The organism is Streptomyces sp. LX-29 (genome assembly GCF_029541745.1).
Taxonomy (GTDB): domain Bacteria; phylum Actinomycetota; class Actinomycetes; order Streptomycetales; family Streptomycetaceae; genus Streptomyces.
Genome location: NZ_CP089746.1, coordinates 1398148 through 1423255, shown reverse-complemented (window position 1 = coordinate 1423255; position 25108 = coordinate 1398148). Strand labels below are relative to the sequence as shown.

General features: G+C 73.4%; 18 protein-coding genes. All 18 read left to right on the top strand.

Features of this window, described 5'->3' with window-relative positions:
- Positions 1-2: 2 nt before the first annotated feature.
- Positions 3-884: a glycosyltransferase gene (locus LRS74_RS06250; RefSeq protein WP_277744624.1), complete on the top strand. Its 882-nt coding sequence runs from the start codon at positions 3-5 to the stop codon at positions 882-884.
- Positions 885-963: 79 nt separating this feature from the next.
- A complete protein-coding gene (locus tag LRS74_RS06245; protein ID WP_277740044.1) occupies positions 964-1890 on the top strand; it encodes an ABC transporter permease in 927 nt (308 codons plus the stop codon).
- Positions 1883-2695, top strand: coding sequence for an ABC transporter ATP-binding protein (locus LRS74_RS06240; RefSeq protein ID WP_277740043.1), 813 nt, complete (start codon positions 1883-1885; stop codon positions 2693-2695). The genes LRS74_RS06245 and LRS74_RS06240 overlap by 8 nt, the downstream gene beginning before the upstream one ends.
- 189 nt (positions 2696-2884) lie before the next feature.
- The gene (locus LRS74_RS06235) at positions 2885-3676 is read left to right on the top strand and encodes an IclR family transcriptional regulator C-terminal domain-containing protein (RefSeq protein WP_277740042.1); all 792 of its coding nucleotides are present in this window, start codon (positions 2885-2887) and stop codon (positions 3674-3676) included.
- A 174-nt stretch (positions 3677-3850) separates the two neighbouring features.
- Positions 3851-4153: a LuxR C-terminal-related transcriptional regulator gene (locus LRS74_RS06230; protein WP_277740041.1), complete on the top strand. Its 303-nt coding sequence runs from the start codon at positions 3851-3853 to the stop codon at positions 4151-4153.
- A gap of 117 nt (positions 4154-4270) precedes the next feature.
- Positions 4271-5722: an NAD(P)/FAD-dependent oxidoreductase gene (locus LRS74_RS06225; RefSeq protein WP_347178101.1), complete on the top strand. Its 1452-nt coding sequence runs from the start codon at positions 4271-4273 to the stop codon at positions 5720-5722.
- Positions 5723-5787: 65 nt separating this feature from the next.
- Positions 5788-7308: an acyltransferase domain-containing protein gene (locus LRS74_RS06220; RefSeq protein ID WP_277740039.1), complete on the top strand. Its 1521-nt coding sequence runs from the start codon at positions 5788-5790 to the stop codon at positions 7306-7308.
- Between the two features lie 55 nt (positions 7309-7363).
- The gene (locus LRS74_RS06215; protein ID WP_277740038.1) at positions 7364-13462 is read left to right on the top strand and encodes an SDR family oxidoreductase; all 6099 of its coding nucleotides are present in this window, start codon (positions 7364-7366) and stop codon (positions 13460-13462) included.
- Positions 13459-15936: a KR domain-containing protein gene (locus tag LRS74_RS06210; RefSeq protein ID WP_277740037.1), complete on the top strand. Its 2478-nt coding sequence runs from the start codon at positions 13459-13461 to the stop codon at positions 15934-15936. Before LRS74_RS06215 ends, LRS74_RS06210 begins: the two co-directional genes overlap by 4 nt.
- A gap of 88 nt (positions 15937-16024) precedes the next feature.
- Positions 16025-16468 carry an ester cyclase gene (locus LRS74_RS06205; protein WP_277740036.1) on the top strand — a complete coding sequence of 148 codons (444 nt, stop codon included), beginning with the start codon at positions 16025-16027 and terminating at the stop codon, positions 16466-16468.
- 73 nt (positions 16469-16541) lie between these two features.
- A complete protein-coding gene (locus tag LRS74_RS06200) occupies positions 16542-17426 on the top strand; it encodes an SDR family NAD(P)-dependent oxidoreductase (RefSeq protein ID WP_277740034.1) in 885 nt (294 codons plus the stop codon).
- A gap of 20 nt (positions 17427-17446) precedes the next feature.
- Positions 17447-19060, top strand: coding sequence for a cytochrome P450 (locus LRS74_RS06195; RefSeq protein WP_277740033.1), 1614 nt, complete (start codon positions 17447-17449; stop codon positions 19058-19060).
- Positions 19061-19224: 164 nt separating this feature from the next.
- Positions 19225-19968 carry a helix-turn-helix domain-containing protein gene (locus LRS74_RS06190; RefSeq protein ID WP_277740032.1) on the top strand — a complete coding sequence of 248 codons (744 nt, stop codon included), beginning with the start codon at positions 19225-19227 and terminating at the stop codon, positions 19966-19968.
- A 482-nt stretch (positions 19969-20450) separates the two neighbouring features.
- On the top strand, positions 20451-21317 hold the full coding sequence (gene hpnC / locus LRS74_RS06185) for a squalene synthase HpnC (RefSeq protein ID WP_277744623.1): 867 nt from the start codon (positions 20451-20453) through the stop codon (positions 21315-21317).
- The gene (gene hpnD / locus LRS74_RS06180) at positions 21314-22276 is read left to right on the top strand and encodes a presqualene diphosphate synthase HpnD (RefSeq protein WP_277740031.1); all 963 of its coding nucleotides are present in this window, start codon (positions 21314-21316) and stop codon (positions 22274-22276) included. The genes hpnC and hpnD overlap by 4 nt, the downstream gene beginning before the upstream one ends.
- Before the next feature lie 79 nt (positions 22277-22355).
- Positions 22356-23870, top strand: coding sequence for a hydroxysqualene dehydroxylase HpnE (hpnE, locus tag LRS74_RS06175; protein ID WP_277740030.1), 1515 nt, complete (start codon positions 22356-22358; stop codon positions 23868-23870).
- On the top strand, positions 23867-24964 hold the full coding sequence (locus tag LRS74_RS06170) for a polyprenyl synthetase family protein (protein ID WP_144382336.1): 1098 nt from the start codon (positions 23867-23869) through the stop codon (positions 24962-24964). Before hpnE ends, LRS74_RS06170 begins: the two co-directional genes overlap by 4 nt.
- On the top strand, positions 24961-25089 hold the full coding sequence (locus LRS74_RS06165; protein WP_277740029.1) for a hypothetical protein: 129 nt from the start codon (positions 24961-24963) through the stop codon (positions 25087-25089). The genes LRS74_RS06170 and LRS74_RS06165 overlap by 4 nt, the downstream gene beginning before the upstream one ends.
- The last annotated feature ends 19 nt before the right edge of the window (positions 25090-25108 follow it).

Below are 25108 nucleotides of genomic sequence, written 5' to 3'. Positions count from 1 at the left end.
CGATGCGGCTCGGCGCGGTTGTCCTGACCATGGGCAACCGCCCCGAAGAGCTGCGTGCGCTGCTCGACTCCGTCGCCAAGCAGGACGGCGACCCGATCGAGGTCGTGGTCGTCGGAAACGGTTCTCCGCTGCCTGAGCTGGCGGTGTCGGGGCTGACGATCCGTACCGTCGAGCTGCCCGAGAACGTGGGCATCCCGGCGGGCCGCAACGTCGGCATAGAGGCGTTCGGCCCTGGTGGTCGCGACGTCGATGTGCTGCTGTTCCTCGATGACGACGGGCTGCTGCCCAACACCGACACCGCCGAGCTGTGCCGGCAGGCGTTCGCCGCCGACCCGGCACTCGGCATCATCAGCTTCCGTATCGCGGACCCGGAGACCGGCACCACCCAGCGCCGGCACGTGCCGCGGCTGCGGGCCGCCGACCCGATGCGCTCCTCGCGTGTCACCACCTTCCTCGGCGGTGCCAACGCCGTGCGCACCGAGGTCTTCGAGCAGGTGGGAGGGCTTCCGGACGACTTCTTCTACGCGCATGAGGAGACGGACCTGGCCTGGCGGGCGCTGGACGCCGGCTGGATGATCGATTACCGGTCGGACATGGTGCTGCACCACCCGGCCACCGCGCCCAGCCGGCACGCGGTCTACCACCGCATGGTGGCCCGGAACCGGGTCTGGCTGGCCCGGCGCAACCTCCCGGCCCCGCTGGTGCCCGTGTACCTGGGTGTGTGGATGCTGCTCACGCTGGCCCGCAAGCCCTCGGGGGCGGCGCTGCGTGCGTGGTTCGGCGGTTTCCGGGAAGGCTGGAAGACTCCGTGCGGGCCCCGCCGGCCCATGAAGTGGCGTACGGTATGGCGCCTGACCCGACTGGGCCGACCTCCTGTCATCTGAACAAGCTCGGATCTGAGAGCATCGGGCGCGATCCGGGGCGCGGCCCCGGCAGCGCACCCCGAGGACGAAAGTGTCTACTGTGAGCGAGACAACGCACGAGCGTGCGGTCGTGAGTGCCCCGCCATCACCTGATGACGGCCTGACCCCCGGCGAACTGGCGACCAAGTACGGCCTGTCGGTCAGCGGTGCCCGGGTGGGGCTGGCGGAGTACCTCCGCCAGCTGTGGGGCCGGCGCTTCTTCATCCTTGCCTTCTCGCAGGCCAAGCTCACCGCGCAGTACAGCCAGGCCAAGCTGGGCCAGCTGTGGCAGGTGGCGACCCCGCTGCTGAACGCGCTGGTCTACTACCTGATCTTCGGCCTGATCCTCAACGCCGACCGCGGCCTGGAGAAGGACGTCTACATCCCGTTCCTGGTGACGGGCGTCTTCGTCTTCACCTTCACCCAGAGCTCGGTGATGGCGGGCGTCCGCGCGATCTCCGGCAACCTGGGGCTGGTGCGGGCGCTGCACTTCCCGCGGGCGTCGCTGCCCATCTCGTTCTCCCTGCAGCAGCTCCAGCAGCTGCTGTTCTCGATGATCGTGATGGTGGCCGTCGCGGTCGGCTTCGGCAGCTACCCGACGCTGTCCTGGCTGCTGATGGTGCCCGTGCTGGCGCTCCAGTTCGTCTTCAACACCGGTCTGGCGATGATCATGGCCCGGCTGGGCTCCAAGACGCCGGACCTGGCCCAGCTGATGCCGTTCGTCATGCGCACCTGGATGTACGCCTCGGGCGTGATGTTCAGCATCCGGCACATGCTGGCGGACAAGCCGGCCTGGATCGCCGACGTGCTCCAGTGGAACCCGGCCGCGATCTTCATGGACCTGATGCGGTTCGCGCTGATCGACGGGTACGGCTCCTCGAACCTGCCGCCGCACGTGTGGCTGGCCGCCGCGGGCTGGGCGCTGCTGTTCGGCATCGGCGGCTTCATCTACTTCTGGAAGGCGGAGGAGGAGTACGGCCGTGGCTGATCAGAAGAACGCCGAACAGAACCGGAATCTGGCCGCCGCCGATGGCGCCCGCGTGCCCACGGTCATCGCCGATGACGTGCACATCATCTACAAGGTCAACGGCGGGGGCCGGGGCCGGGGCAGCGCGACCGCCGCGCTCAACCGCATCGTCCGCCGGAAGGACGCGCCGGGCATGCGCGAGGTGCACGCGGTGCGCGGCGTGACCTTCGTCGCCTACCGCGGTGAGTCGATCGGCCTGATCGGCTCCAACGGCTCCGGCAAGTCCACGCTGCTGAAGGCGGTCGCCGGGCTGCTGCCGACCGCGCGCGGCAAGGTCTACACCGACGGCCAGCCCTCGCTGCTGGGTGTGAACGCGGCGCTGATGAACGACCTGACCGGTGAGCGCAACGTGATGCTCGGCGGGCTCGCCATGGGCATGTCGCGAGAGCAGATCCGCGAGCGCTACCAGCAGATCGTCGACTTCTCGGGCATCAACGAGAAGGGCGACTTCATCACGCTGCCCATGCGGACCTACTCCTCCGGCATGGCCGCCCGGCTGCGGTTCTCCATCGCCGCCGCCAAGGACCACGACGTCCTCATGATCGACGAGGCGCTGGCCACCGGTGACCGCGCCTTCCAGCGGCGTTCCGAGGCCCGCATCCGCGAGCTGCGCAAGGAGGCCGGCACCGTCTTCCTGGTCAGCCACAACAACAAGTCGATCCGGGACACCTGTGACCGGGTGCTGTGGCTGGAGAAGGGCGAGCTGCTGATGGACGGCCCGACCGACGAGGTCATCAAGGCATACGAGAAGGAGACCGGGAAATAGCGGTCGCAGTTTCCTGCCACCTTCCTGGTTCGACCACGAACGACGAGGCCCCGCCGGAGTTCCCGGCGGGGCCTCGTCGTCAACAACCTGCCACGCTGGAATCCACCCCTTGGCATCCGCGTTGACCTGCCTGGACGTAGATCTGAAGACCAGAGTCGAGATCGGCGCGCGGGCAGGGGGCCGGGGCGGGTGGTCAGTAGAGGTGCGGTCGGCGGAACCGGGCACGCGGAGCGCGTCTTCCGCGTCCAGCAGGCGTTCACCTGGCTGCGGGGGCGGGCCCACGGCCCCGGGGAGCTGGCCCGGGCGACCGGTCTGGACGACTCGACGGTCTACCGCATCCTGCGCTCCGGGGTGGGCGAGGGGGCCTTCGTCCAGGAGGGGCGCGGGCTCTACCGCCTGGGTTCGACCACTCCGCACCTGGCCCTGAAGGCGCTGGCCCACGCGCCCGTCCGGGACGCCTGCCACGCGGCGTTGGAGGGCCTGCGCGAGGCCACCGAGGGCGGTCTGGCCTTCCTCTATCTCCTGGCGCCGTTCGGCGGCGCCGGACGGCAGTGCGTGGACATGGCGGTCGGCGACTCCGACCTGACGGAGCTCGGCCTGTCGCCGCGGGCCCTGCTGGCCGTCTCGCAGTCGCTGCGGGTGGGCGCGGCCGGCCGCGCCATCCTGGCCCATCTTCCGGAGGCCATCCGGGAGGCGGTGCTGGAGCAGCCCGTGCCGCCGGAGGCCGGACCCGGCGCCCACCGGGACGACGTCGAGCTGCTGGCGTCCCTGAAGCCGATCCGGGAGCAGGGGTACGCCGTGGAGTGCGAGGAGAGCGCGGCCGGTTGGCACGGTTGCGCCGCCCCGGTCCACGCGGATGAGCTGATCATGGGCTCGGTGCTGCTACTGAAGCCGGCCCACGCACTGCCCGCGGAGATTTCGCGGGATGTGATCGCAGCCACCCGGCACGCCGCTGACGGAATCAGAATAAATTCTCGTTAACGGTGTGAATACTTGGCCTTCTCCGGGGCGCTCCGCAGGCATTTCTCACCTCGCGAGAAAAGTTCGAAAGCTTGACCGAGCGGGGTCCGCGCGACTAATAATCAATACACAAACCGGCGGGTGCACCGGATCATTGCGGGGTGCCCGATGGAATGCGATGCAAGGGGGAACGCTGTGGTGACGCGGCTGTCAGTGATGTCGACGATGGATCTCCCCGAGCCGACCTGGTCGCGTGAGCTGCGCCGGGTCCGGCTCCTGTCCGCTCGCGAGGCCGAGACCTTCGCGCTGCTCGGCGCCGGCTGGTCCAATCGCAGCATCTCGGTGCGGATGCAGGTGACCGAGCGCACAGTCAAGGCCCACGTGGCCCGAATACTTGAGAAACTGCAGGTGGAGTCGCGTTTGCAGGCGGGCCTCGTCGCCCTCAGCTACCGGCACCTGAACGAAAGTACAGTGTCCTCGGAGAAGAAGGCCGGATAGCGTTACTCATGCCGCCCCCGCCGAGTATGCGTCGCATAGTGTGGGCCGTTCTTCTCATCCGTAAGCCATGAGGGCGATGAGCATCGTCGATGCCGCGATGCCGGAATCGCCTCCGTCATGCTGCCATCTTTCCAAAGTGCGAAATTGCCGATCCGGTCGACCGTGCGCGGGCGCCGACCGGACATGGGGGTCGCGATGTACGACGTCATTGTTGTGGGCGCACGAGTCAGCGGTGCGGCGACGGCGATGCTGTTATCGAAGGCGGGCCACCGGGTGCTGCTGCTTGACCGGGCGAAATTCCCCGGAGGCAAGGCGGCGGCGACCAATCTGATCCATCCGCCGGGAATTCTCAGACTGCGCCGCTGGGGCCTGTTGGACGCGGTCCGGGCCACCGGCTGCCCGCCCATCCACTCCTACGGACTGCAGAGCGGTCCGGTCGCCCTGATGGCCAGGCTTCCCGCCGTCGACGGCGTCGCCGAGGCGTACTCGCCCGAGCGCACGAAGCTCGACGAGATCCTGTTGCAAGGCGCGGTCGAGGCCGGGGCGGAGCTGCGGGAGCAGGTCGCGCTGCGCGAGCTGCTCACCGACGACCACGGCACCGTCATCGGCGTCCGGGCCGAGACCGAGGACCGCACCCCCGTCGTCGCCCACGCCCGCCTGGTGGTCGGCGCCGACGGCGCCAACTCCACCGTCGCCCGACTGGTCGGCGCCGAGAAGTACGACACCTCCCCGGTGCTCAACAAGAGCCACTGGTCCTACTGGTCGGGGCTGCCGCACGACGGCAGGGTGCGCACCTACCGCCACCACCACAAACACGCCTTCACCTGGCCCACCCACGACGGACTGACCATCGTGGGCGTGGCGCTGCCGGTCAAGGACTTCCAGGCGGCCCCCGACGAGGAGCGGGACAAGACCGTCATCGCCGCCTTCGACGAGGTCGACCCCGACTTCGCGGCCCGGCTCCGGGAGACCGAGCGCGTCGACCGGTGGATGACCGGTGCCGTGCCCAACTTCCTGCGCCGCTCCCACGGTCGCGGCTGGGCTCTGGTCGGCGACGCCGGCTACACCCGCGACCCGATCACCGCCGCCGGCATCACCGACGCGCTGCGCGGCGCCGAACTCCTCGCCGAGGCCGTCGAGCCGGCGCTCTCCGGGGACCGCGACCTGAACCAGGCGCTGGCCGGCTACGCCCGCCGGCGCGACGCGCTGGTGCGCGGCCACTACCGGTACACCCGCGACCACGCGATGATCGCCGACCACAACCGCGAGGAGCTCGAGATCATCCGGGCGATGACGCGCAGCCCGGAGCACGGCTCCGGCATGGTCGGCATGTTCGCCACCATCGTGCCGCCCGCGGAGTTCTACGCCCCGGCCAACATCCACGCGCTCTTCGACCATGTCACGCCGGGCGGCGACCCCGGCTGGAAGATCCGGATGGTCAAGTGGCTGGTTCGCGGCGCCCCCCGGCACCTGCCGCCGGTGACCCGGCTCGCCGACCGGCTGATCGCCGCGAACCTCGGCTCCATGGGGACCTATCTGCTCGGCGGCTCCGCAGGCCGGACGGCCTGAGCGCCCGCCGGATCCCGGCCCCCTTCCCTCTTCCCGACCCCAACCCCCATGACGGAGGTATCGGCATGTCTCCCAGCTCTTCCGCCGGCTTCACGACCGCGTTCCTCTTCCCCGGCCAGGGCGGCTTCGACGGCGAGGCGCTGCGCCGGGCCAGGACCCGCTACCCGCAGGTCCGTCGGGTCTTCGAACGCATCGACACGGCGACCGAGGAGCTCTACTCGCGCCGCGTCAGCGAATTGCTCTTCGGCGACCGCAAGGCCGACCTGCGCGACCTGCTGGACAGCGACCCCTGGGCCTCCCAGATCGCCATCTACGGCGCGGGCCTGGCCGCCCACGAGATCCTCACCGCGCACGGCGCCGCCCCGGACGTGCTGGCCGGACACAGCCTCGGCGAGATCACCGCCCTGGTGGCGGCCGGGGCGTTCTCCGTCGAGGACGGGGTGCGCATCGTCGCCCAGCGGGTCGCCGTGATCGAGCGGCAGAGCGGCATCGACGGCCGCATGGTGGCGCTGTCCGCGAGCGCGGAGCGCACCGGCAAGCTGCTGGAGCTCATCGACGAGCCGCTGCTCGCCGTGGCCACCGAGAACCACGACGAGCAGACCGTGGTCAGCGGCCCGGCCGGGGTGCTGGACCGCGTGGTGGTCATCGCCGGGCAACTGGGCGTGAACGCCATCGAGATCGACACCCCGTTCCCCTTCCACACCCCGGCGCTGGCCCCGGCCGCCCCCGAGTTCGCCGCGTACGTACGGAAGTTGGACCAGCACCCGCTGGCCCGCCCGGTCTACTCGCCGATCCTCCAGCGCTACTACGAGCCGGGTGACGCGCTGGCCGACCTGCTGGCGGAGCACTTCACCCGGCCGGTCCGGTTCGCCGCCGCCGTGCGGCAGCTGCGGGACACGGGCGTCAGCGTCTTCGTCGAGGCCGGCGGCCGCGCCGCGCTCGCCAAGCTGGTCGGCCGGCTCACCTCCGGGGCTCCGGTGCGGGCCCTGCCCACGCTGGCGGTGCTCGGCGGCCGGCTCGCGCTCGACCAGACCCTGGACACCCTGCGCGAGGCGGGCCTCGCCGACCGCGACCACGGCGGCGGACTCGCCGAGCTGCTCGCCCCGGCGGTGCCCGCGGAGGTCTTCGCGGCCTACTGGAGCGAGCGCGGCGAGATGGTCCTGGAGCTGGTCCGCGGCGAGCTGGACGCCTTCCGCAAGGCGCACGACGCGGCGGCCGCGGAGCCGCCGGCCACCGTCGCCCCTGAGGCGCCCGCCTCGGCGCCGGCGGCCGCCGAGCCGGCGGACGGCGCCTCCTACGACCGCCCCCGGCTCTTCGACGAGCTGCGGGCGCTGTACGCCGAGGCGCTGGAGTACCCCGAGGACGTCTTCGAGGACGAGGTGCAGCTGGAGGCGGAGCTCGGGGTCGACTCGGTCAAGCAGGTCGAGCTGCTCTCCCGGGTCTCGGACCGCTACGGACTGCCGCCGCGCGACTCCGGCTTCCGGCTGGCGACCTACAACACCATGGGCCGGATCACGGACTTCGTGCTGGAGCAGCTGAACGCGCGGGGCGACCGCGCCGCGGCGTCCGCCTCGGCCGCCGGCTGACGGCCACTCCAACCCCCTCCCGTTTCGAAGTGTTTCGTAAGGAGTAGGCGTTCCAATGAGTGACCTCACGGGGAAGGTGGCGCTCGTCACCGGTGGGTCGAAGGGGATCGGGAAGGCGATCGCCCAGGCGCTGGCCGCGCGCGGCGCCCATCTCGTCATCAACTACTTCCACTCGCACGACCAGGCGAAGCGGACCCGGGACGAGCTGGTCGCCGACGGCGCCACGGTCGACCTGGCCCGCGCCTCGGTGGCCCGCCAGGAGCAGGTCGACCGGATGTTCGCGGAGCTCGAAGAGCGCCACGGGCGACTGGACATCCTGGTGAACAGCGCCGCCAACGGCGCGCTGCTGCCCCTGCGGGAGGTCACGGACGAGGACATCGCCAAGGCCGTCGACACCAACTACAAGGGCGGACTGCGGGTCGCCCGCGCGGCGGCCCCGCTGATGGCCCGCCACGGGGGCGGCTCCATCGTCACCGTCTCCGCGCTGGGCGGCTCGCAGTTCGTCATGGCCAACTACTCGGCGTGCGGCCCCGCCAAGGCCGCCGCCGAGGCGGCGACCCGCTACCTCGCGGTGGAGTTCGCCCCGCTGGGCATCCGCGTCAACACCGCCTCCGCCGCCATGCTGACCAGCGAGGTCGCCGACAGGTTCCCCCGCGCCCGGGAGATGCAGGAGGTCATCGCCCGCGCCACGCCCTTCGGTCGGCTCGGCACCCCCGAGGAGTTCGCGGACGTCGTCGCCTTCCTCGCCTCCGACGAGTCCCGCTGGATCACCGGCCAGGTCGTCCTCGCCGACGGCGGCCTCTCCCTGGGCGCGGCCCTGCTCTCGCCCCCGCCGGCACCGAGCGCGCCGGCGGAGCCGACCGTGACGGCCGAGCCCCGGACGGCGACCGCGGCCGTCCCCGCCGCGGGGACGGCCGTCGACGCGGCGGTCCCTGTCGGGGAGCGGGCCGACGAGAAGCGCGCGGCCTTGGTCGTGGCGGCTCCGGGCGAGGGCGCGCCGCCCGCCGCGGACACGGTCGTGGGCCCCGCCGCCGAGGCCGCCGCGCCCCCGCGGCCCGCCGTCGTACGGGAGCGCGAGCCCGACCGGGCCGCGGCCACCCCCGTCGAAGATGACGCCATCGCCGTCGAGGACGACGCCATCGCCGTCGTCGGCATGGGCCTCACGGTCGCGGGCGCCAACAGCCCCGAGGAGTTCTGGAAGCTGCGCACCACGGGCGACGAGCTGTTCACGCCCGTGCCCGCGGACCGCTGGCGGCACGCCAACTTCCACTCCGCGGACACCGCGGACGAGGACAAGGCGTACGCCGAGAACTGCGTGTTCATCACCGACTTCCAGGCGGCGCCCGGCTCGGTGGACAGCATGGCGGACGGTGCCGAGGAGCACGAGTTCACCACCATGTGGCTGCGGCACAGCCTGGTGCAGGCGCTGGAGGGGGTGGCCCACCGGGAGACCGACCGCGCCTCCTTCGTCGTCGGCTACACCCCCGACGGCAGCCAGCACCTGGAGGAGGCCGGGGTGCTGGACAGCGTGGTGCGGATGACGCACGACATCGTGGGCGGGCTGCCGCTCGCGGAGGGCGAGCGCGAGGCGCTGCGCGGCGACGTCGACGCGGCGCTGAAGCGCCGCTACTGGCGGGCGGCGCAGGGCGGGGAGCGGTTCCTGCCGCACCGCGTCGGCGAGCTGGCCATGCAGGGGCTGCTGCCGGCCGACACCGAGCTGCACATGGTCGACACGGCCTGCTCCTCGTCCCTGTACGCGATCGACATCGCCGCCAAGGGCCTGCTGATGGGCAAGCAGGACATCGCGGTGTGCGGCGGCGCCTTCGCCCTGGCCCCGCGCGGGACTGTGCTCTTCTCCAAGCTCCAGGGGCTCTCCAAGCGCGGCCGGGTGCACGCGCTGGACGAGGACGCCGACGGCGTGATCTTCGCCGACGGGGCCGCGCTGGTGGTCCTCAAGCGGCTCAGTCGGGCCGAGGCCGACGGCGACCGGGTGCTGGGCGTGCTGCGCGCCTTCGGCTCCTCCTCCGACGGCAAGGGCAAGGCGATCTACGCCCCGAACGCCGCCGGCCAGTCGCTCGCCGTGCAGCGGGCGCTGGAGGCCGGCGACGTCGACGGCGGCGATGTGCGGTGGGTCAACGCGCACGCCACCGGCACCCCGGCCGGCGACCTGGCGGAGTTCACCACGCTGCGCGAGTACTACGGCACCTCCGGGCCCGCCTCCGTGACCTCCAACAAGTCGCTGATCGGGCACACCGGTTGGGCCGCCGGCGTGGTCTCGCTGATCGAGAACCTGCTGGGCCTGGAGGAGCACACCATCCCCGGCCAGTTCCGCTTCAGCGCGCCCCGGGAGGACTTCCGGCTGGCGGAGACCGGGCTGGAGATCACCCCGGAGCACCGGGAGTGGTCCGGGCCGGCCGGCGAGCCGCGGTTGTCCGCCGTCTCCGGCTTCGGCTTCGGCGGCACCAACGCCCACCTGATCGTCTCCGAGAGCCGGCCCGCCGCCCGCTCCGCCGCCGCGCCGGCCCGGGCCGCGGCCGCGCCCGCCGCCAAGGTGCCGGACACCGGCAACCGGGTGGCCGTCGTGGGCTGGTCGGCACACCTGCCCGGGCTCGACTCCCGCGACGACGTCCTCCGCTGGCTCGACGGCGGCGCGCGCCCGCTGGACAGCTTCGGCCGGGACTACCCGGCGCCGCCGTTCAACAAGGTGCGGCTCCCTCCGAAGACCATCCGGGCGCTGGACCGCTGCCAGCTGATGATCCTGGAGTGCGCGCACCAACTGCGCGACCAGATGCCCGACTTCTGGGCCGAGCAGGCCCTGACCACCGGCGTCTTCGTCGGCCACATGGGCCCCACCCGCGCGGCGATGCTCTACGCCAACCGCTGCTACCTCGACGACATCGAGGAGGCCCTGGCCGACGTGGCCTCGGACGCCGTGCCGCGGCTGCTGGACGGGCTGCGCGCCCAGGTGCGGGAGATGATCCCGGCCTCCAACGAGGACTCCTTCCCCGGCCAGATGCCGAACATCATCTCGGCCCGGGTGGCGAACTACTTCGACCTGCACGGCCCCAACATGACGATGGACTCCGGCTTCGCCTCCGCGCTGTCCTCCATCACCTCCGCCAGCCGCTATCTGCGCACCGGGGAACTGGACTTCGCGCTGGCCGGCGGCATCAACGGCAACAGCCTGCCGGAGTACCGCACGCTGATCGGCGACCTGCTGCCGCCGGAGGCCGCGGAGCTCGCCGAGGGCGCCTTCCTCTTCGCGCTCACCACCGAGGAGCGCGCCCGCAGCGCCGGACTGAAGGTCCTGGCCTACGTCGACGAGGCGCTGGACCAGGACGCCGGCGAGGACGAGACCCTGCTGTGCGGGGCGCCCGCCCCGGCGACCGCCCGCTACCTCGGCGCGGCCGGCGGACTGGCCGTACTGAAGGCGCTGCACGGCCGCCCCGGCACGGTGGCGGTCTCCACCGACGAGAGCGAGAGCGCGGCCGGCGCCCGGCTGCGGCTCACCATCCCCGGCGAGGAGGGCGACGCCGACGGCCCCGCCGCCGAACGCGCCCCGCTGCCCTCGACCTTCGCCACCGACGGCGAGCTGGCCCCCGGCACCCCGCTGCGCGTCCACCGCCAGGTGCCGGTGCTCACCGAGCTGCCCGCGCGGGAGGTGCGCCCCCGCACCCCGTTCCTGCCGAGCGGCGCGCTGGTCCTCACCGACGCCCCCGAGTCGCTCGCGCGGGTGGCCCCCGCCGACGCGCCGCTGACGGTGCTCTCCACCGTGCCCCTGGACGCCCCGCGCCCCGGCTGGCACCACCTGCCCGAGGCCACCCCGGAGGCGGTGCGCGAGGTGCTGGCCGCCGCCGGCCCGGGAGTCACCGCGCTGCGGGTGTTCGGCGACCTCGGCCGCTCCGCGCCGCCCGAGCAGGCGCTCACCACCCCGGTGCCCCGGCTGACCGCCCTGCACGACGCCGCCTACCTGGTGCTCCAGCAGGCGTACGACGACCTGGGCGACCCCGCCGCCTCCTTCGTGGTGCTGCTGCTCGGCGCCGCGTCCGGCGGCGTCCCGCACCCGTACACCGGGCTGTTCTCCGGGCTGCTGAAGACCGCCCGCCTGGAGCGCCCGGAGGCGCTGGGCTACGCGCTGTTCACCTCCGCCACCGACCCGGCGGCGGCCGTCGCCCGTGCCGAGCAGGAGAGCGCCGCGGACCGCGCCTTCCCGGTCGTCTTCGACCTCGACGGGGTGCGGAAGGGGTATGTGCTCCGGGACGAGCCCAACGCGCTGGCCGCCGGAGCGACCGCGGTCCTGGACCGGGAGTCGGTCGTGGTGGTCGCCGGCGGCGCGCGCGGCATCACCGCCGAGGTGGTCAAGGCCGTCGCCGAGCACTTCCGGCCGCGGATCTACGTCCTCGGCAGCAACGCGCTGGACAGCCACCCGGCGGACACCTTCACCGGCACCGACGAGGAGTTCGCCGCCCGCCGCTCCGGCTTCATCAAGGCGGAGCTGGCCCGGCGCGACGGACGCAGCGTCGCCGACATCAACCGCGCCTTCGACCGCCTCGTCAACGCCCGCTGGGCGCGCCGCAACCTGACCGAGATGGAGGCGCACAGCGGCCCCGGCCGGGTGACGTACCTCGCCTGCGACATGCGCGACCGGGACGCGGTGGACCGTGCCATGGGCCGGGTCCTGGACGAGCAGGGCCGGATCGACCTGCTGGTCAACGCCGCCGGGTTGCAGCGCTCCGGGCTGATCAAGGACAAGAGCTTCGCGGAGTTCACCGCCATCCGCGACCTGAAGGTGGACTCCTACCTCAACCTCAAGCACGCGCTGCGCGGCCGGCCACCCCGGCTGTGGTGCAACTTCGGCTCGCTGCTGGGCTACTTCGGGCAGCTGGGGGAGGCCGACTACGCGGCCGCCAACGACTTCCTCGCCAGCGCCGCCACCCATGCCTCGGCGACCACCGCCACCGAGGAGTTCACCATCGGCTGGACGCTGTGGGAAGGCGTCGGCATGGGCGCCGACGAGCTGACCAAGGCGTACTACGAGCGCGCCGGCTCCTACAGCAACATGTCGATCGCCGAGGGCATCCAGCACTTCGTCCAGGAGCTGCACGCGCCGCACCGCCGGCCCTCGGTGGTGCACCTGGGCGAGGCCGAGCGGGCCACGGTGGAGCGCTTCTACCCCGGTTACCTCGCCGGCCCGGCCGCCGCGGACCAGGGGTTCTACCTGCGCCGCCCGGTCGAGCGCAGCGCGACCGCGGTGGTCTACGAGTGCCCCTTCGACCTGGAGACCGACGCCTACCTCGGCCACCACACGGTGCGCGGCGAGGCGACGCTGCCCGGCACCTTCGTCACCGAGATCGCGGCCGAGGCCGCCCGGGCGCTGGTCCCCGACAAGAAGGTCATCGGCTTCGAGGACCTGCGCTTCGAACACTTCCTGCGGGTCTACCAGGACGTGCCCACCGGACCCAAGCGGATCCGCGCCGAACTGGCCGAGACCGTCGGGGACACCACCGTCGTCCAGGTGCGGATCACCGAGGACGTGGTCGCACCCAGCGGCGTGGTGCTCAAGAAGGACCGGGTGCACTTCCTGGCCAGGGTGCTGCTCGCCGACGCCCTGCCCGCCGCGCCCCGCTGGGAGCCGTGGGAGGCCGGCGCGGAGACCCCGGTGCCCGACCCGTACCACCAGTCGGGCGCCCCGGTGATGCTGACCGGCCCCTTCGTCTCCACCACCGACACCCGCATCCACCCGCGCGGCAAGCGGGCCCGCTACGCCCCCGACATCCCGGCCGGCGACCCGGTCTGGTCCCGCTTCACCGTGCCCGGCATCCTGCTGGACGGGCTGGCGCGGGTGGGCGTGCTGGACCTGGTCGACGGCCGGCTGGTGCCGGTGGCCGCGCCGCTCTCCATCCGCCGTATCGACCTGTACGAGGAGACCAGCGACCGCGCCCTGGCCACCGGCGGCGACGTCATCGATCTGTACGTCACCCCGCCCGGCTTCGACCTGGCCGCCGACCGGGTGAGCAACCGCTTCGTCGCCGCCCGCCCGGACGGCCGGATGCTGCTCCAGATGAAGGACCTCCAGGCCACGCTCATCGGCTACATCGACGCCGAGACCGGCGAGGCGGTCCCCGCCGACGCGGCATCGGAGGCCCGCCGATGACCCTCACCGACCCGACGCCCGTCGCGGCGCCGCCGGCCCCCGCGGAGGGGCCGGCGGAGGACGCCGCCGTCCAGCCGGTGACCCGGATGGTGTGGGAGCTCACCGAACTGCCGCCGGCCGTCGACGATCCCGCCCGGCTGGCCGGCCTGCGGGTGCTGCTGCTGGGCGGCGAGCCCGCCGTGGCGCGGGCCGTCGGCGTGGAGCTGACCCGGTGCGGCGCCCGGGTGCGGCACGGCGCGGCCCACACCGGTCCCGTCGACGCCATCGTCGACCTCACCGTGGGGCACCGCCTCTCGGCCGGCGGTCGCGAGGCGGTGGGGGCGTGGCGGGCCGCGTTGACCGAGACCGTCACGGCGCTGCGCGGCGTGTACGACGCCTGGGCGGCCGAGACCGCCGCGGACCGGCTGTTCTACCTCGCCGTCAGCTATCTGGGCGGCGGGATGGGCCAGCACCCCGACGACGACCTGGCGCAGCCGCTCGGCGGCATCTGGGCCGGCCTGGCGAAGACCCTGCACCGCGAGTTCCCCAACTGCAACGCGCGGGTCGTCGACCTCGCCCTGGACGCCGCGGCCGAGCTGCCCGGCATCGTCGCCGCCGAGCTGGGCCGGGTCGGCCAGATCGAGGTCGGCTACCGCGACGGGCGCCGGCTCACCCTCACCCCCGGCGCCCGGCCGCCCGCCGCGCCGGCGCTCACCCTCGGGCCCGCCGACACCGTGCTGGTCTCCGGCGGCGGCCGCGGCATCGGCTGGGAGCTGGCGCGCACCCTCGCCGAACGACACGGCGTACGGGTCGTGGTGACCGGCCGCGAGCCCTTCCCCACCGGGGACGAGCCGTGGTTCGGCGCGGACGAGGCCGCGCTGAAGGCGTACGAGCGGGGGGTGTGGGCGGAGCGGCCCCCGGGACGGTCGCCGGCCGAGGTGCGTCGCCGCCTCGGCCGGGAGCGCCGGCTGTGGGAGCTGGCGGCCAACCTCACCTCCGCGCGGCGGCACGGCCTGCGCATCGACTACGCGCGATGCGACTTCACCGACCCCGCGCAGGTCCGGGAGCTGGTCCGACGCGAGGGCGGGGCGCTCACCGGCGTGATCCACAACGCCGGCGTGGACACCGCCGCCCGGCTGCCCAAGAAGTCCGACGCGGAGATCCTGCGCACCGTCGAGGTCAAGGTCGACGGCTTCCTGCACCTCTTCGAGGAGGTGCGGCAGCTCGACCTGAAGTTCTTCTGCGCGGTCGGCTCGCTCACCGGCCGACTGGGCGGCATGGTCGGCCAGTTGGAGTACGCCGCGGCCAACGACGGGCTGGCGCGGCTGGGCACCTGGGCCGACCGCCGGGCCGCCTTCCCCGTGATGACGCTGGCCTGGCCCACCTGGGACCGGATCGGCCTCATCGCCAACTTCGGCGCCACCCTGCGCTACATGGCGGCCATCGACGTCGCCGACGGACTGGCCCGCTGGGAGGCGGAGTTGCTGGCCGGCACGGCGGGGGAGGTCACCTTCGTCGGCCCGCTGGGACGGGCGATCGACCCCGGCCAGGCCGTCGGCTACCCGGTGGTGCCCGCGCTGCCCGGCTTCCAGGCCGCGTACCCGCGGATCTTCCACCTCGGCGAGGTCACCGCCTTCCAGCCGCACGCCCGCCTGGACGCCACCGTCGTCTTCGACCGCGACCGGGCGCCGGTGCTCGGCGACTTCCAGGTCGACGGCGGCGACGCGGTGCCGGTCAGCGTGCTGCTGGAGAACGCGGTGCGCGGCGCCGAATGGCTGGTCCCCGAGGACTACCCGGCACTGCGGGTCGCCGCCGTCGAGCGGATCGTGGTGCCCCTGGCGCTGCTGCGGCTCGACGGGGGACGGCTCCGGCTCACCCGCACCGCGCGCGGCTTCCACGAGGGCCGCGACTGGGTCGTGGAGGTGCGCTACCGCCGGGCCGGCGACACCGGCGCGGGGGAGGACGGCGGGGAGGCGACGGAGGCGAGCCTGCGCGTCGTCCACCGGCGCGACGCCGAGCCGCCCGGCCCGCTGGAGCGCCCCGCGGTCACCCAGAGCACCACCCTGCGCTCCGGCCCGCCGTTCCTGCGCTGGCGGTCCGCGGTGGTGCCGGCCGCCGCGTGGCACACCGGCCCCGACGGCCGGCCGGTCGCCGAGGTACGGCCGTGCGCCGCCAACGACCTGTGGGCGACCCCGCAGGTGCCGCACCCCGCGCTGCCGGTGGCGCCGCTGGAGAACATCGTGCGGCGCTGCGCCCGGCGCGGGGAGGGGCTCTCGGTCACCGTCGACCCCCTGGTCATCGGGCGCATCGCGCCGCACGCCGCGGAGCGCGGGCCGTCCCGCGTGGAGGGCGACCCGGCCCTGGGGGTGTGGCGGGTCACCCGCGCGGCCACCGGGGAGCCGGTGCTCACCGTCTCCGGGCTGCCCGGCCCGCTCGGCGACGATCCCCCCGGCCCGTCCGGCGACGCCCCCGCCACCCGGCACGGGCCCCGGTGACCGCCCCGGCCGCGCCCGCCCCCACCACCCACCACCCATGACCACCGCTGTCCGCAGCGGCGAGCGACGAACGACGAGAGGGACGAACATGGCAACCGCCGAGCAGAACAAGGCGACCCTGGAGCGCTACTACGAGGAGTGCCTCAACAAGGGCAACCTCGACGTCATCTACGAGGGCGCGGGGGACGACCACATCAGCCACGGCACCGCCCCCAACGGCAAGTCCGGTGTGGAGCACCTCAAGGAGTGGGTGCGGATCCAGCGCGCCTCCTTCCCCGACCTGCACGTCACCGTCGAGGACTGGATCATCGAGGGCAACAAGGTGGTCAGCCGCTTCACCGCGCGGGGCACCCACACCGGCGAGCCCTACGCCGGCGGCCTCATCCCGGCGCGCGGCCGGAAGCTGGAGATCCCCGGCATCGTCATCGACGAGTTCGACGACGAGGGCCTGATCGTGGAGAGCTGGTTCTCCATGGACTCCTACGACCTCGCCCAGCAGCTCGGCGCCTTCGACCCGCCCGCCGCGCCCTGACCCGCCCCGGGCCGGTCCCGCCGTCGGGACCGGCCCGCGCGGCCGCCCACCGACCCGTCACACGAGGACCTCGATGACCACGAAGCCCACCCCGACCTCGGTCCTGATCACCGGCTGCTCCTCCGGCATCGGCCGGGCCTGCGCGCTGCGGCTGCACCGGGCCGGGCACCAGGTGTACGCGACCGCCCGCCGCCCCGACGCGATCAAGGACCTCGCCGGGGCCGGCATTCACACCCTGCCGCTGGACGTCACCGACGAGGAGAGCATGCGCGCGGCCGTGGCCGAGGTGGAGGCCGCGCACGGCTCGGTCGGGGCGCTGGTCAACAGCGCCGGCTACGCACTGTCCGCGGTGGTCGAGGAGGCCGAACTCGACGAGGTGCGGCGGCAGTTCGAGACCAACGTCTTCGGCCTGGTGCGGCTCAGTCGACTGGTGCTGCCGGGCATGCGCGCGGCCGGCAGCGGCACCGTCGTCAACGTCTCCTCCATCTTCGGCCGCTACGCCGTGCCCGGCTCCGGCTACTACAACGCCACCAAGCACGCCGTCGAGGCACTCAGCGACGCGATGCGACTGGAGACCGCCGCCTTCGGCGTCCGGGTGGTCCTCGTCGAGCCCGGACCGGTGCGCAGCACCGAGTTCGGCGCCAAGTACGTGGAGAACGTGCGGAACCTCAAGCTCGCCGGCCGCGACTACGAGGAGTTCCGCCGCCAGACCGTCGACTACTTCAACGCCATCTACGGCGGCGGCCGCCGCACCCTGGCGGGCACCTTCGCCATCCAGTCGGACGACGTGGCCAGGACCGTGGAGCGGATCCTGCGCACCGCGCGGCCCCGCGCCCGCTACCCGGTGGGCTTCCTGGCGCACAGCACCCTCGCGCTGCGCCGCCTCGCCCCGGACTCGGTCTTCGACAACCTCTTCGTACGCCGCCTGTTCCCCGTCCCGCGCGGGCCGCGCTCTTGACAGCAAGGAGAACCCCAACCATGGCGACGACCACGATCCCCCAGCGCCGGCGCTCCCTCGCGCCCGGCCCCAAGGGCGTCCCCCTGCTGGGCAGCCTGGCGCACTGGAAGCGCAACACCGCGGAGTTCCTGCTGGGCCTGCAGCGCGACTACGGCGAGGTGGTGCGCATGCAGCTGGGCCCGATGACGGTGCATCAGGTCACCGGCCCGGACGCGGTGCGCCGGGTCCTGGTGGAGAACCACGCCAACTACGTCCGCGGCCCGCTGTACGAGCAGTTCGGCGTGGTCATGGGCAAGGGCCTGCTGACCACCGACGGCGAGTTCTGGCGCGGCCACCGACGCGCGGTCCAGCCGGTCTTCCTCAAGCAGGCCGTCAACGACATCGTCCCCAACATCGTCCGGGCCACCGAGGAGATGATGGAGGGCTGGGAGCGCAAGGCCGCCGCGGGCCAGCCGGTCGACCTGATGACCGACATGCTGAAGCTGACCCTGGTCACCCTCAGCCGCTCGCTGTTCGCCTACGACATCAAGACCGAGACCCGGGTGCTGAAGCAGATCGTCGACGACGTCGTCGAGGTGATGTTCCGCCGCGGCACCGCCGCCGAGATGCTGCCCTCCTGGGTGCCCACGGAGCGCAAGCGCAAGATCGAGCGGATCCACCGGGTCTTCGACCGGGTGGTGGCCGACGTCCGCCGGCGGTACGCGGAGACCGGCGAGGGCCCGCTGATCGCGCTGATGGAGCAGGCCGTCGACCCCGTCACCGGCCGTCCCTGGACCGCCCAGCAGATCAAGGACGAGCTGCTCACGGTCTACCTGGCCGGCCATGAGACCACCGCGGTGTCGCTGTGCTGGACGCTGCTGTCGATCGCCTCCCACCCCAACGTGCAGGAGGAGCTGGACGCCGAGATCGCCACCGTGCTCGGCGGCGGGCTGCCCGACGCGCAGAACGCCGACTCCCTCAGCTACACCCGCATGGTCGTCGACGAGAGCCTGCGGATGCACCCGCCGATCTGGATCTTCCCGCGGGCCGCCGTGGGGGCGGACCAGCTGGGCGGCTACGACATCGAGGCCGGCTCCTCGATCCTGCTCTCCCCGCTCGTCACCCACCACAACCCGCGCTACTGGGACAACCCGCTCGCCTTCGACCCGTACCGCTTCACCACCGAGGCCATCCGGCAGCGGCCCCGGCTGGCGTACTTCCCGTTCGGCGCCGGGCCCCGGCAGTGCGTGGGCAACTTCATGGCCCTGCTGGAGCTGCGGCTCATCGTCGCCATGGTCAACCAGCGGTTCAAGATCCAGCGGATCCCCGGCAGCTCGCTGCAGTACGGCTCGCCGGTGGTCTCGCTGCGCCCGCTCCAGGACGTCATGGTGACCGTGGTCCCGCGCGAGCGGGCCGCGACCCCGGCGCGGCAGCCCGCCCCGGCGAGCGTCCCGGCCCCGGCGAGCGTCCCGGCCCCGGCCGCGGGGACGGCCGACGCGGGGGCGGTCGACATCGGGACGGTCGACGCCGGGGCGGTCGACACGAAGACGGTCGACGCGGGGGCGGTCGACGTCAGGACGGGCGACGCCGGGACGGTCGACACCGCGGCGGCGGGGGACGCCCCGCCCGCCTCCTGTCCGCATCACCCCTCCTGACCGGCTCCGGCCCCCGTCGCCGTGTCCGCAGGTGGGCGCGGTGACGGGGGTCGTTTAACGGTGAACGCGAGACGCCTCAGCGGCAGGTGTTCACCAAACCTATGGCTGTATCGTGAAGCCGGGCGCCGTGAGGGGCTCGGTGCGCGAAGACGAGGGGGAAGCGCATGTCCCAGGGGGACGCGCCGGTCGTGCCGTACACCCGGCGTGAGCGACTGCGGATCGCCACCATCCGCGAGATCAAGGACGTGGCGCGGGAGCTGCTGGTCCAGCAGGGGCCGGAGAACGTGACGATACGGGCCATCGCCCGGGACATGGGCATGACCGCCCCGGCCGTCTACCGCTACTTCACCAGCCGGGACGCCCTGATCATGGCGCTGCGGGCGGACATCTTCGCCGAGATGGCGGAGCGGGTCCGGGTGATGACCGAGGCGCTCCCCGCGGACGACCCCGGCCGACGGCTGATCGCCGCCGCGCGGGCGCTGCGCGCCTGGGCGCTGCGGAACCCGCACGAGTTCGGGCTGGTGCTCGGCCCCTGGACACAGGGTCTCGGCCGGTCCGGCGCCCGGCCGGATCCGGAGACCGGCTGGACCGTCTTCGGCTCGCTCTGGTCCCACCTGTTCGAGGACCTGTGGCGGGTCCGGCCCTGGCCCGTGCCCGAGGTGGCCGAGCTGGAACCGGCGCTGGTGGAGCAGTTGCGCGGGCTCAGCGAGGCCCAGGAGATCACGCTCCCCACCGGCGCCATCGCCGTCATGCTGCGCTGCTGGGTGCGGCTCTACGGGCTGATGTGCCTGGAGACCCTGGGCTTCATGTCGTTCGCGCTGGCGGACGGGGAGGCGTTCTTCGAGCGCGAGCTGCGGGACCTCACCCGGGTCGTGGGCATCGAGGACCTGTTCGAACAGGAGGCGTAGGGACTCCCCCCGGTCGTCTCCACAAGCGAAGGCGTAAGCTGGACCGGTGCCCATTCGGGCCACGCCGGGACCGTCGCCCGCTCACCTCGTTCCAGGTGAGCGGAGGTGAGTGGTCAGCCGCCCTTGACAGGGCGGCGCGGCGTGTCCGCTTCGTGCCGATCCTGTTAACCGGTGTAGAACGGGGATGTGACGGCATTGGCTTCACGGCCCACCTCCAGCGCTCCCACTGGGCCCGGTCGACCGCTCCCGCGCGGAGGCGCGGTCCTCGTCCGTATGCCTGGCTGTCCACAGTGACCGGGGAGGACGAGCGCAGCGGGTCCTCCCTCGAGTCTCCTACGTCGCATGAGTACGCCGTGCCCCACGGCCGCTCCGGCGATCCGACGACCGGCGGCCGCCCCGCGTCCGGGCGCCCGATCCGTGCCGCCGCACGCCCACGGCTCGGCCACGACGAGCGGCCCGACGCACAGGCGCACACCCGGGCCCTGCTCGGCAAGGCCGGCCGCGAGAACTTCCCGGTCGCGCCGTTCTTCCTGCCGCGGGCCTGGCGCACCGACCTGATGGCGGTCTACGGCTACGCCCGGCTCGTCGACGACATCGGCGACGGCGACCTGGCCCCGGGCGGCACCGACGCCGCCCTGCTCGGCGTCGACCCCGAGCGGGCCGCGGACCGGCTGGCGCTGCTGGACGCCTTCGAGGCCGACCTGTGGCGCGTCTTCGCCGCCACGGGCGAGTCGCCCCGCCACCCGCTGCTGCGGGCGCTGCGCCCCACCGTCCGCCGCTGCGGGCTCACCCCCGGCCCCTTCCTGGGACTGATCGAGGCCAACCGGCAGGACCAGCGGGTCCGCCGCTACGCCACCTACCAGGAGCTGCTCGACTACTGCGAGCTGTCCGCCAACCCCGTCGGCCGGCTGGTGCTGGGCATCACCGGCACCACCAGCCCGGAGCGCGTCCGACACTCGGACGCCGTCTGCACCGCCCTCCAGATCATCGAGCACCTCCAGGACGTGGCCGAGGACCTCGGCCGCGACCGCGTCTACCTCCCTGCCGAGGACATGGCGCGTTTCTCCGTCACCGAGGCCGACCTGGCCGCGCCGAAGGCGACCGCGTCGGTGCGCGCGCTGGTCGCCTTCGAGGCGGAACGCGCCCGGGACCTGCTGGACGAAGGCAGCCCGCTGGTGGGTAGCGTCGACGGCAGGCTCAGGCTGCTGCTCGCCGGTTTCGTGGCGGGCGGCCGAGCCGCGCTGCGCGCGGTCGCCAGCCGGGGACACGACGTACTCGCTGGACCTCCCAAGCCCACCAAGCTCAGCCTGCTGCGCGAGGTGGGGGCGACACTGCGAAGAGAGGGGTGAGCCGGACCGTGAACGGATCGGGGCACGTGTCCGCGCCAGTACTCGCGGCGTACCGTTACTGCGAGGCCGTGACCGGGGTGCAGGCCCGTAACTTCGCCTATGGCATCAGGCTGCTGCCGACCGAGAAGCGGCACGCCATGTCCGCGCTGTACGCCTTCTCGCGCCGGGTCGACGACATCGGCGACGGACCGCTGGACGCCGCAGCCAAGCGGACCCGGCTGGCCGACACCCGCGCGGTGCTCGACCGGATCCGGGACGGCCGGATCGCCGAGGACGACACCGACCCGGTGGCGGTCGCCCTCGCCCACGCCGCCCGCCGCTTCCCGATCCCGCTGGACGGGCTGGACGAGCTGATCGACGGCGTGCTGATGGACGTCTCCGGCGAGCGCTACGAGACCTGGGACGACCTGAAGGTGTACTGCCGCTGCGTGGCCGGCGCCATCGGCCGGCTCTCGCTCGGGGTCTTCGGCACCCTGCCGGGCGCGCGGGACGCCGAGCGCGCCGCCGAGTACGCCGACACGCTTGGCCTGGCGCTCCAACTGACCAATATCCTCAGGGACGTTCGCGAGGACGCGGCCAGCGGACGCGGTTACCTGCCCACCGAGGACCTGGCCAAGTTCGGCTGCCCGCCGGCCTTCCACACCTCCGTCGCACCACCGGAGGCCGACTTCACCGGCCTGGTGCACTTCGAGGTGCGGCGGGCCAGGGCGCTGTTCGCCACCGGCTTCCGGCTGCTGCCCATGCTGGACCGGCGCAGCGGCGCCTGTGTGGCGGCCATGGCGGGCATCTACCGGCGGCTGTTGGAGCGCATCGCCCGCGATCCGGCAGCCGTGCTACGCGGCCGGGTCTCGCTGCCCGGCCATGAGAAGGCGTACGTCGCGGTGCGCGGGCTGGCCGGGATGGACGCCCGGCTGGTCGCCCGACAACACGCCCGGGGACCGAGGGGAGAGCTGCGGTGAACCGAACCGCCCGGCACAAGCGGCGGGCAACCCTCCGCCGCGGCCGCACGTCCCAGTCCACGAGTGAGGGGGTGGACACATGACGACACACGCCACGCGCCCCGACCGGCACCGGACGCACGCGACAGGCCGTCCCGAGGGGGCGGCCGCCGTGGTTGTCGGCGGGGGACTGGCCGGGACCACCGCGGCGCTGGCGCTCGCCGACGCCGGGGTGCGCGTCACCCTCCTCGAGGGCCGGCCTCGCCTCGGCGGCCTCGCCTTCTCCTTCCGTCGCGACTCCCCGGCCGGCGAACTGAGCGTCGACAACGGCCAGCACGTCTATCTGCGCTGCTGCACCGCCTACCGCTGGTTCCTGGACCGCGTCGACGCGGCCCGGCTCGCCCCGCTCCAGAGCACCCTGGACGTGCCGGTGCTCGACCCCGGGGCGCGGCGCGGGACCGGGACGGCCCACGGCCCGCGGCTCGGCCGGATCCGCCGCGCCCCACTGCCGGTGCCGCTGCACCTGGTCCCCAGCCTGGCCGGCTATCCGCACCTGTCCCTGACCGAACGGGCCATGGCCGGCCGGGCCGCCCTCGCCCTCCGGGGGCTCGACCCCGCCGACCCGGCCCTGGACGGGGTGGACTTCGCCAGCTGGCTGCGCCGCCACGGCCAGTCGCCGCGCGCCGTCGAGGCGCTGTGGGACCTGATCGGCGTCGCCACCCTCAACGCCACCGCCGCGCACGCCTCGCTCGGCCTCGCCGCCATGGTCTTCAAGACCGGACTGCTCTCCGACCCGGCCGCCGCCGACATCGGCTGGGCGCACGCCCCCCTCGGCGAGCTGCACGACACCCGGGCCCGCGCCGCCCTCGACACGGCCGGCGTACGCACCCTGCTGCGCACCCGGGCCGGCGCCCTCACCCGCACCGAGGCCGGCCGCTGGAGCGTGGCGGTCCAGGGCGGCACCGGCGGCGCGGAGACGCTGGAGGCCGACACCGTGGTGCTGGCCGTCCCGCAGCGCGAGACCCACGCCCTGCTGCCCGAGGGCGCGCTGGACGACCCCGACCGGCTGCTGCGGATCGGCACCGCGCCCATCCTCAACCTGCACGTCGTCTACGACAGGACCGTGCTGCGCCGCCCCTTCTTCGCGGCCGTCGGCAGCCCGATCCAGTGGGTCTTCGACCGCACCGACTCCTCCGGGCTCGCCGCCCCCGCGAGCGGGGGCCCGGCCGGACAGTATCTGGCGGTCTCCCAGTCCGCCGCCCACGACGACATCGACCGCCCCGTCGCCGAGCTGCGCGAGCGCTACCTGCCCGAGCTGGCGCGGCTGCTGCCGGCCGCCCGCCGCGCGGTGGTCCGGGACTTCTTCGTCACCCGGGAGCGCACGGCCACGTTCGCCCCCACCCCCGGGGTCGGCCGGCTGCGTCCGTCCGCCCCCACCAACGCGCCCGGCCTCTACCTGGCCGGCGCGTGGACCGCCACCGGATGGCCCGCGACCATGGAGGGCGCCGTGCGCAGCGGACTGACCGCCGCCGGCGAGGCGCTCGCCGCCTTGGGCCGCCCACATGAGAACCCTCTCCCCGCCCTGCGCGGGGGGATCCCCGAGGAGGCGGCATGAGCACCATGACCCAGAACAGAGGAGAGCCCGTGACCCCGGTGACCCCCGCCGTCGACTCCGCGGCCGTCGCCGCGCTGCTGGAGCGCGGTCGGACGCTCGCCACACCGGTGCTGCGCGCGGCCGTGGGCCGACTGGCGGCACCCATGGACGCGGTCGCGGCGTACCACTTCGGTTGGATCGACGCCGCGGGCCGGCCGTCCGCGGGCGACAGCGGCAAGGCGGTCCGCCCGGCGCTGGCGCTGATCTCCGCCGAGGCCGCGGGGGCGCCGCCCGAGACCGGCATCCCCGGCGCGGTCGCGGTCGAGCTGGTGCACAACTTCTCGCTGCTCCACGACGACCTGATGGACCGGGACGAGCAGCGCCGCCACCGGGACACCGTGTGGAAGGTGCACGGACCGGCCCAGGCCATCCTCGTCGGCGACGCGCTCTTCGCGCTGGCCAACGAGATACTGCTGGAGCTGGGCACCGCGGAGGCGGGGCGTGCCACCCGGCGGCTGACCGCCGCCACCCGCAGGCTCATCGACGGCCAGGCCCAGGACATCTCCTACGAACACCGGGAGCGGGTCACCGTCGAGGAGTGTCTGGAGATGGAGGGCAACAAGACCGGCGCGCTGCTGGCCTGCGCCACCTCCATCGGCGCGGTGCTGGGCGGCGCGGACGACCACACCGCCGACACCCTGGAGCGCTACGGCTACCACCTCGGCCTCGCCTTCCAGGCCGTCGACGACCTGCTCGGGATCTGGGGCGATCCCGAGGCCACCGGCAAGCAGACCTGGAGCGATCTGCGGCAGCGCAAGAAGTCGCTGCCCGTCGTCGCCGCCCTGGCCGCCGGCGGAGCGGCCTCCGAGGAGCTCGCCGAGCTGCTGGCGGCCGACGCCAAGCAGCCCGACTCGGAGTTCGCCGACTTCGACGAGGAGGAGTTCGCCACCCGCGCGGCGCTGATCGAGCGGGCGGGCGGACGCGACTGGACCTCCCAGGAGGCCCGCCGTCAGCACGCCACCGCGGTCTCCGCGCTGAGCGAGGTGCGGCTGCCCGAGACGGTCCGGGCGCAGCTCGTGGCGCTCGCCGACTTCGTGGTCGTACGAGAGAGATGATCGCCATCAGCCGCGTCGCCTTCGGCCGCGTCGACCTCAGCCGTATCGCCTGCGGCCGTATCGCCCTCGGCCGCATCGCCGTCAGCCGTACCGCCGTCGACGGCATCGCCACCCACCGCATATAGCTCGCAGTCGCCGGCCGGC

What these genes read in the sequence shown, in the direction of transcription:
- LRS74_RS06250 (WP_277744624.1), top strand. Translation starts at nt 3, where the DNA reads ATGCGGCTCGGCGCGGTTGTCCTGACCATGGGCAACCGCCCCGAAGAG.
- LRS74_RS06225 (WP_347178101.1), top strand. Translation starts at nt 4,271, where the DNA reads ATGCTGCCATCTTTCCAAAGTGCGAAATTGCCGATCCGGTCGACCGTG.
- LRS74_RS06220 (WP_277740039.1), top strand. Translation starts at nt 5,788, where the DNA reads ATGTCTCCCAGCTCTTCCGCCGGCTTCACGACCGCGTTCCTCTTCCCC.
- LRS74_RS06215 (WP_277740038.1), top strand. Translation starts at nt 7,364, where the DNA reads ATGAGTGACCTCACGGGGAAGGTGGCGCTCGTCACCGGTGGGTCGAAG.
- LRS74_RS06210 (WP_277740037.1), top strand. Translation starts at nt 13,459, where the DNA reads ATGACCCTCACCGACCCGACGCCCGTCGCGGCGCCGCCGGCCCCCGCG.
- LRS74_RS06205 (WP_277740036.1), top strand. Translation starts at nt 16,025, where the DNA reads ATGGCAACCGCCGAGCAGAACAAGGCGACCCTGGAGCGCTACTACGAG.
- LRS74_RS06200 (WP_277740034.1), top strand. Translation starts at nt 16,542, where the DNA reads ATGACCACGAAGCCCACCCCGACCTCGGTCCTGATCACCGGCTGCTCC.
- LRS74_RS06195 (WP_277740033.1), top strand. Translation starts at nt 17,447, where the DNA reads ATGGCGACGACCACGATCCCCCAGCGCCGGCGCTCCCTCGCGCCCGGC.
- LRS74_RS06190 (WP_277740032.1), top strand. Translation starts at nt 19,225, where the DNA reads ATGTCCCAGGGGGACGCGCCGGTCGTGCCGTACACCCGGCGTGAGCGA.
- hpnE (WP_277740030.1), top strand. Translation starts at nt 22,356, where the DNA reads ATGACGACACACGCCACGCGCCCCGACCGGCACCGGACGCACGCGACA.
- LRS74_RS06170 (WP_144382336.1), top strand. Translation starts at nt 23,867, where the DNA reads ATGAGCACCATGACCCAGAACAGAGGAGAGCCCGTGACCCCGGTGACC.
- LRS74_RS06165 (WP_277740029.1), top strand. Translation starts at nt 24,961, where the DNA reads ATGATCGCCATCAGCCGCGTCGCCTTCGGCCGCGTCGACCTCAGCCGT.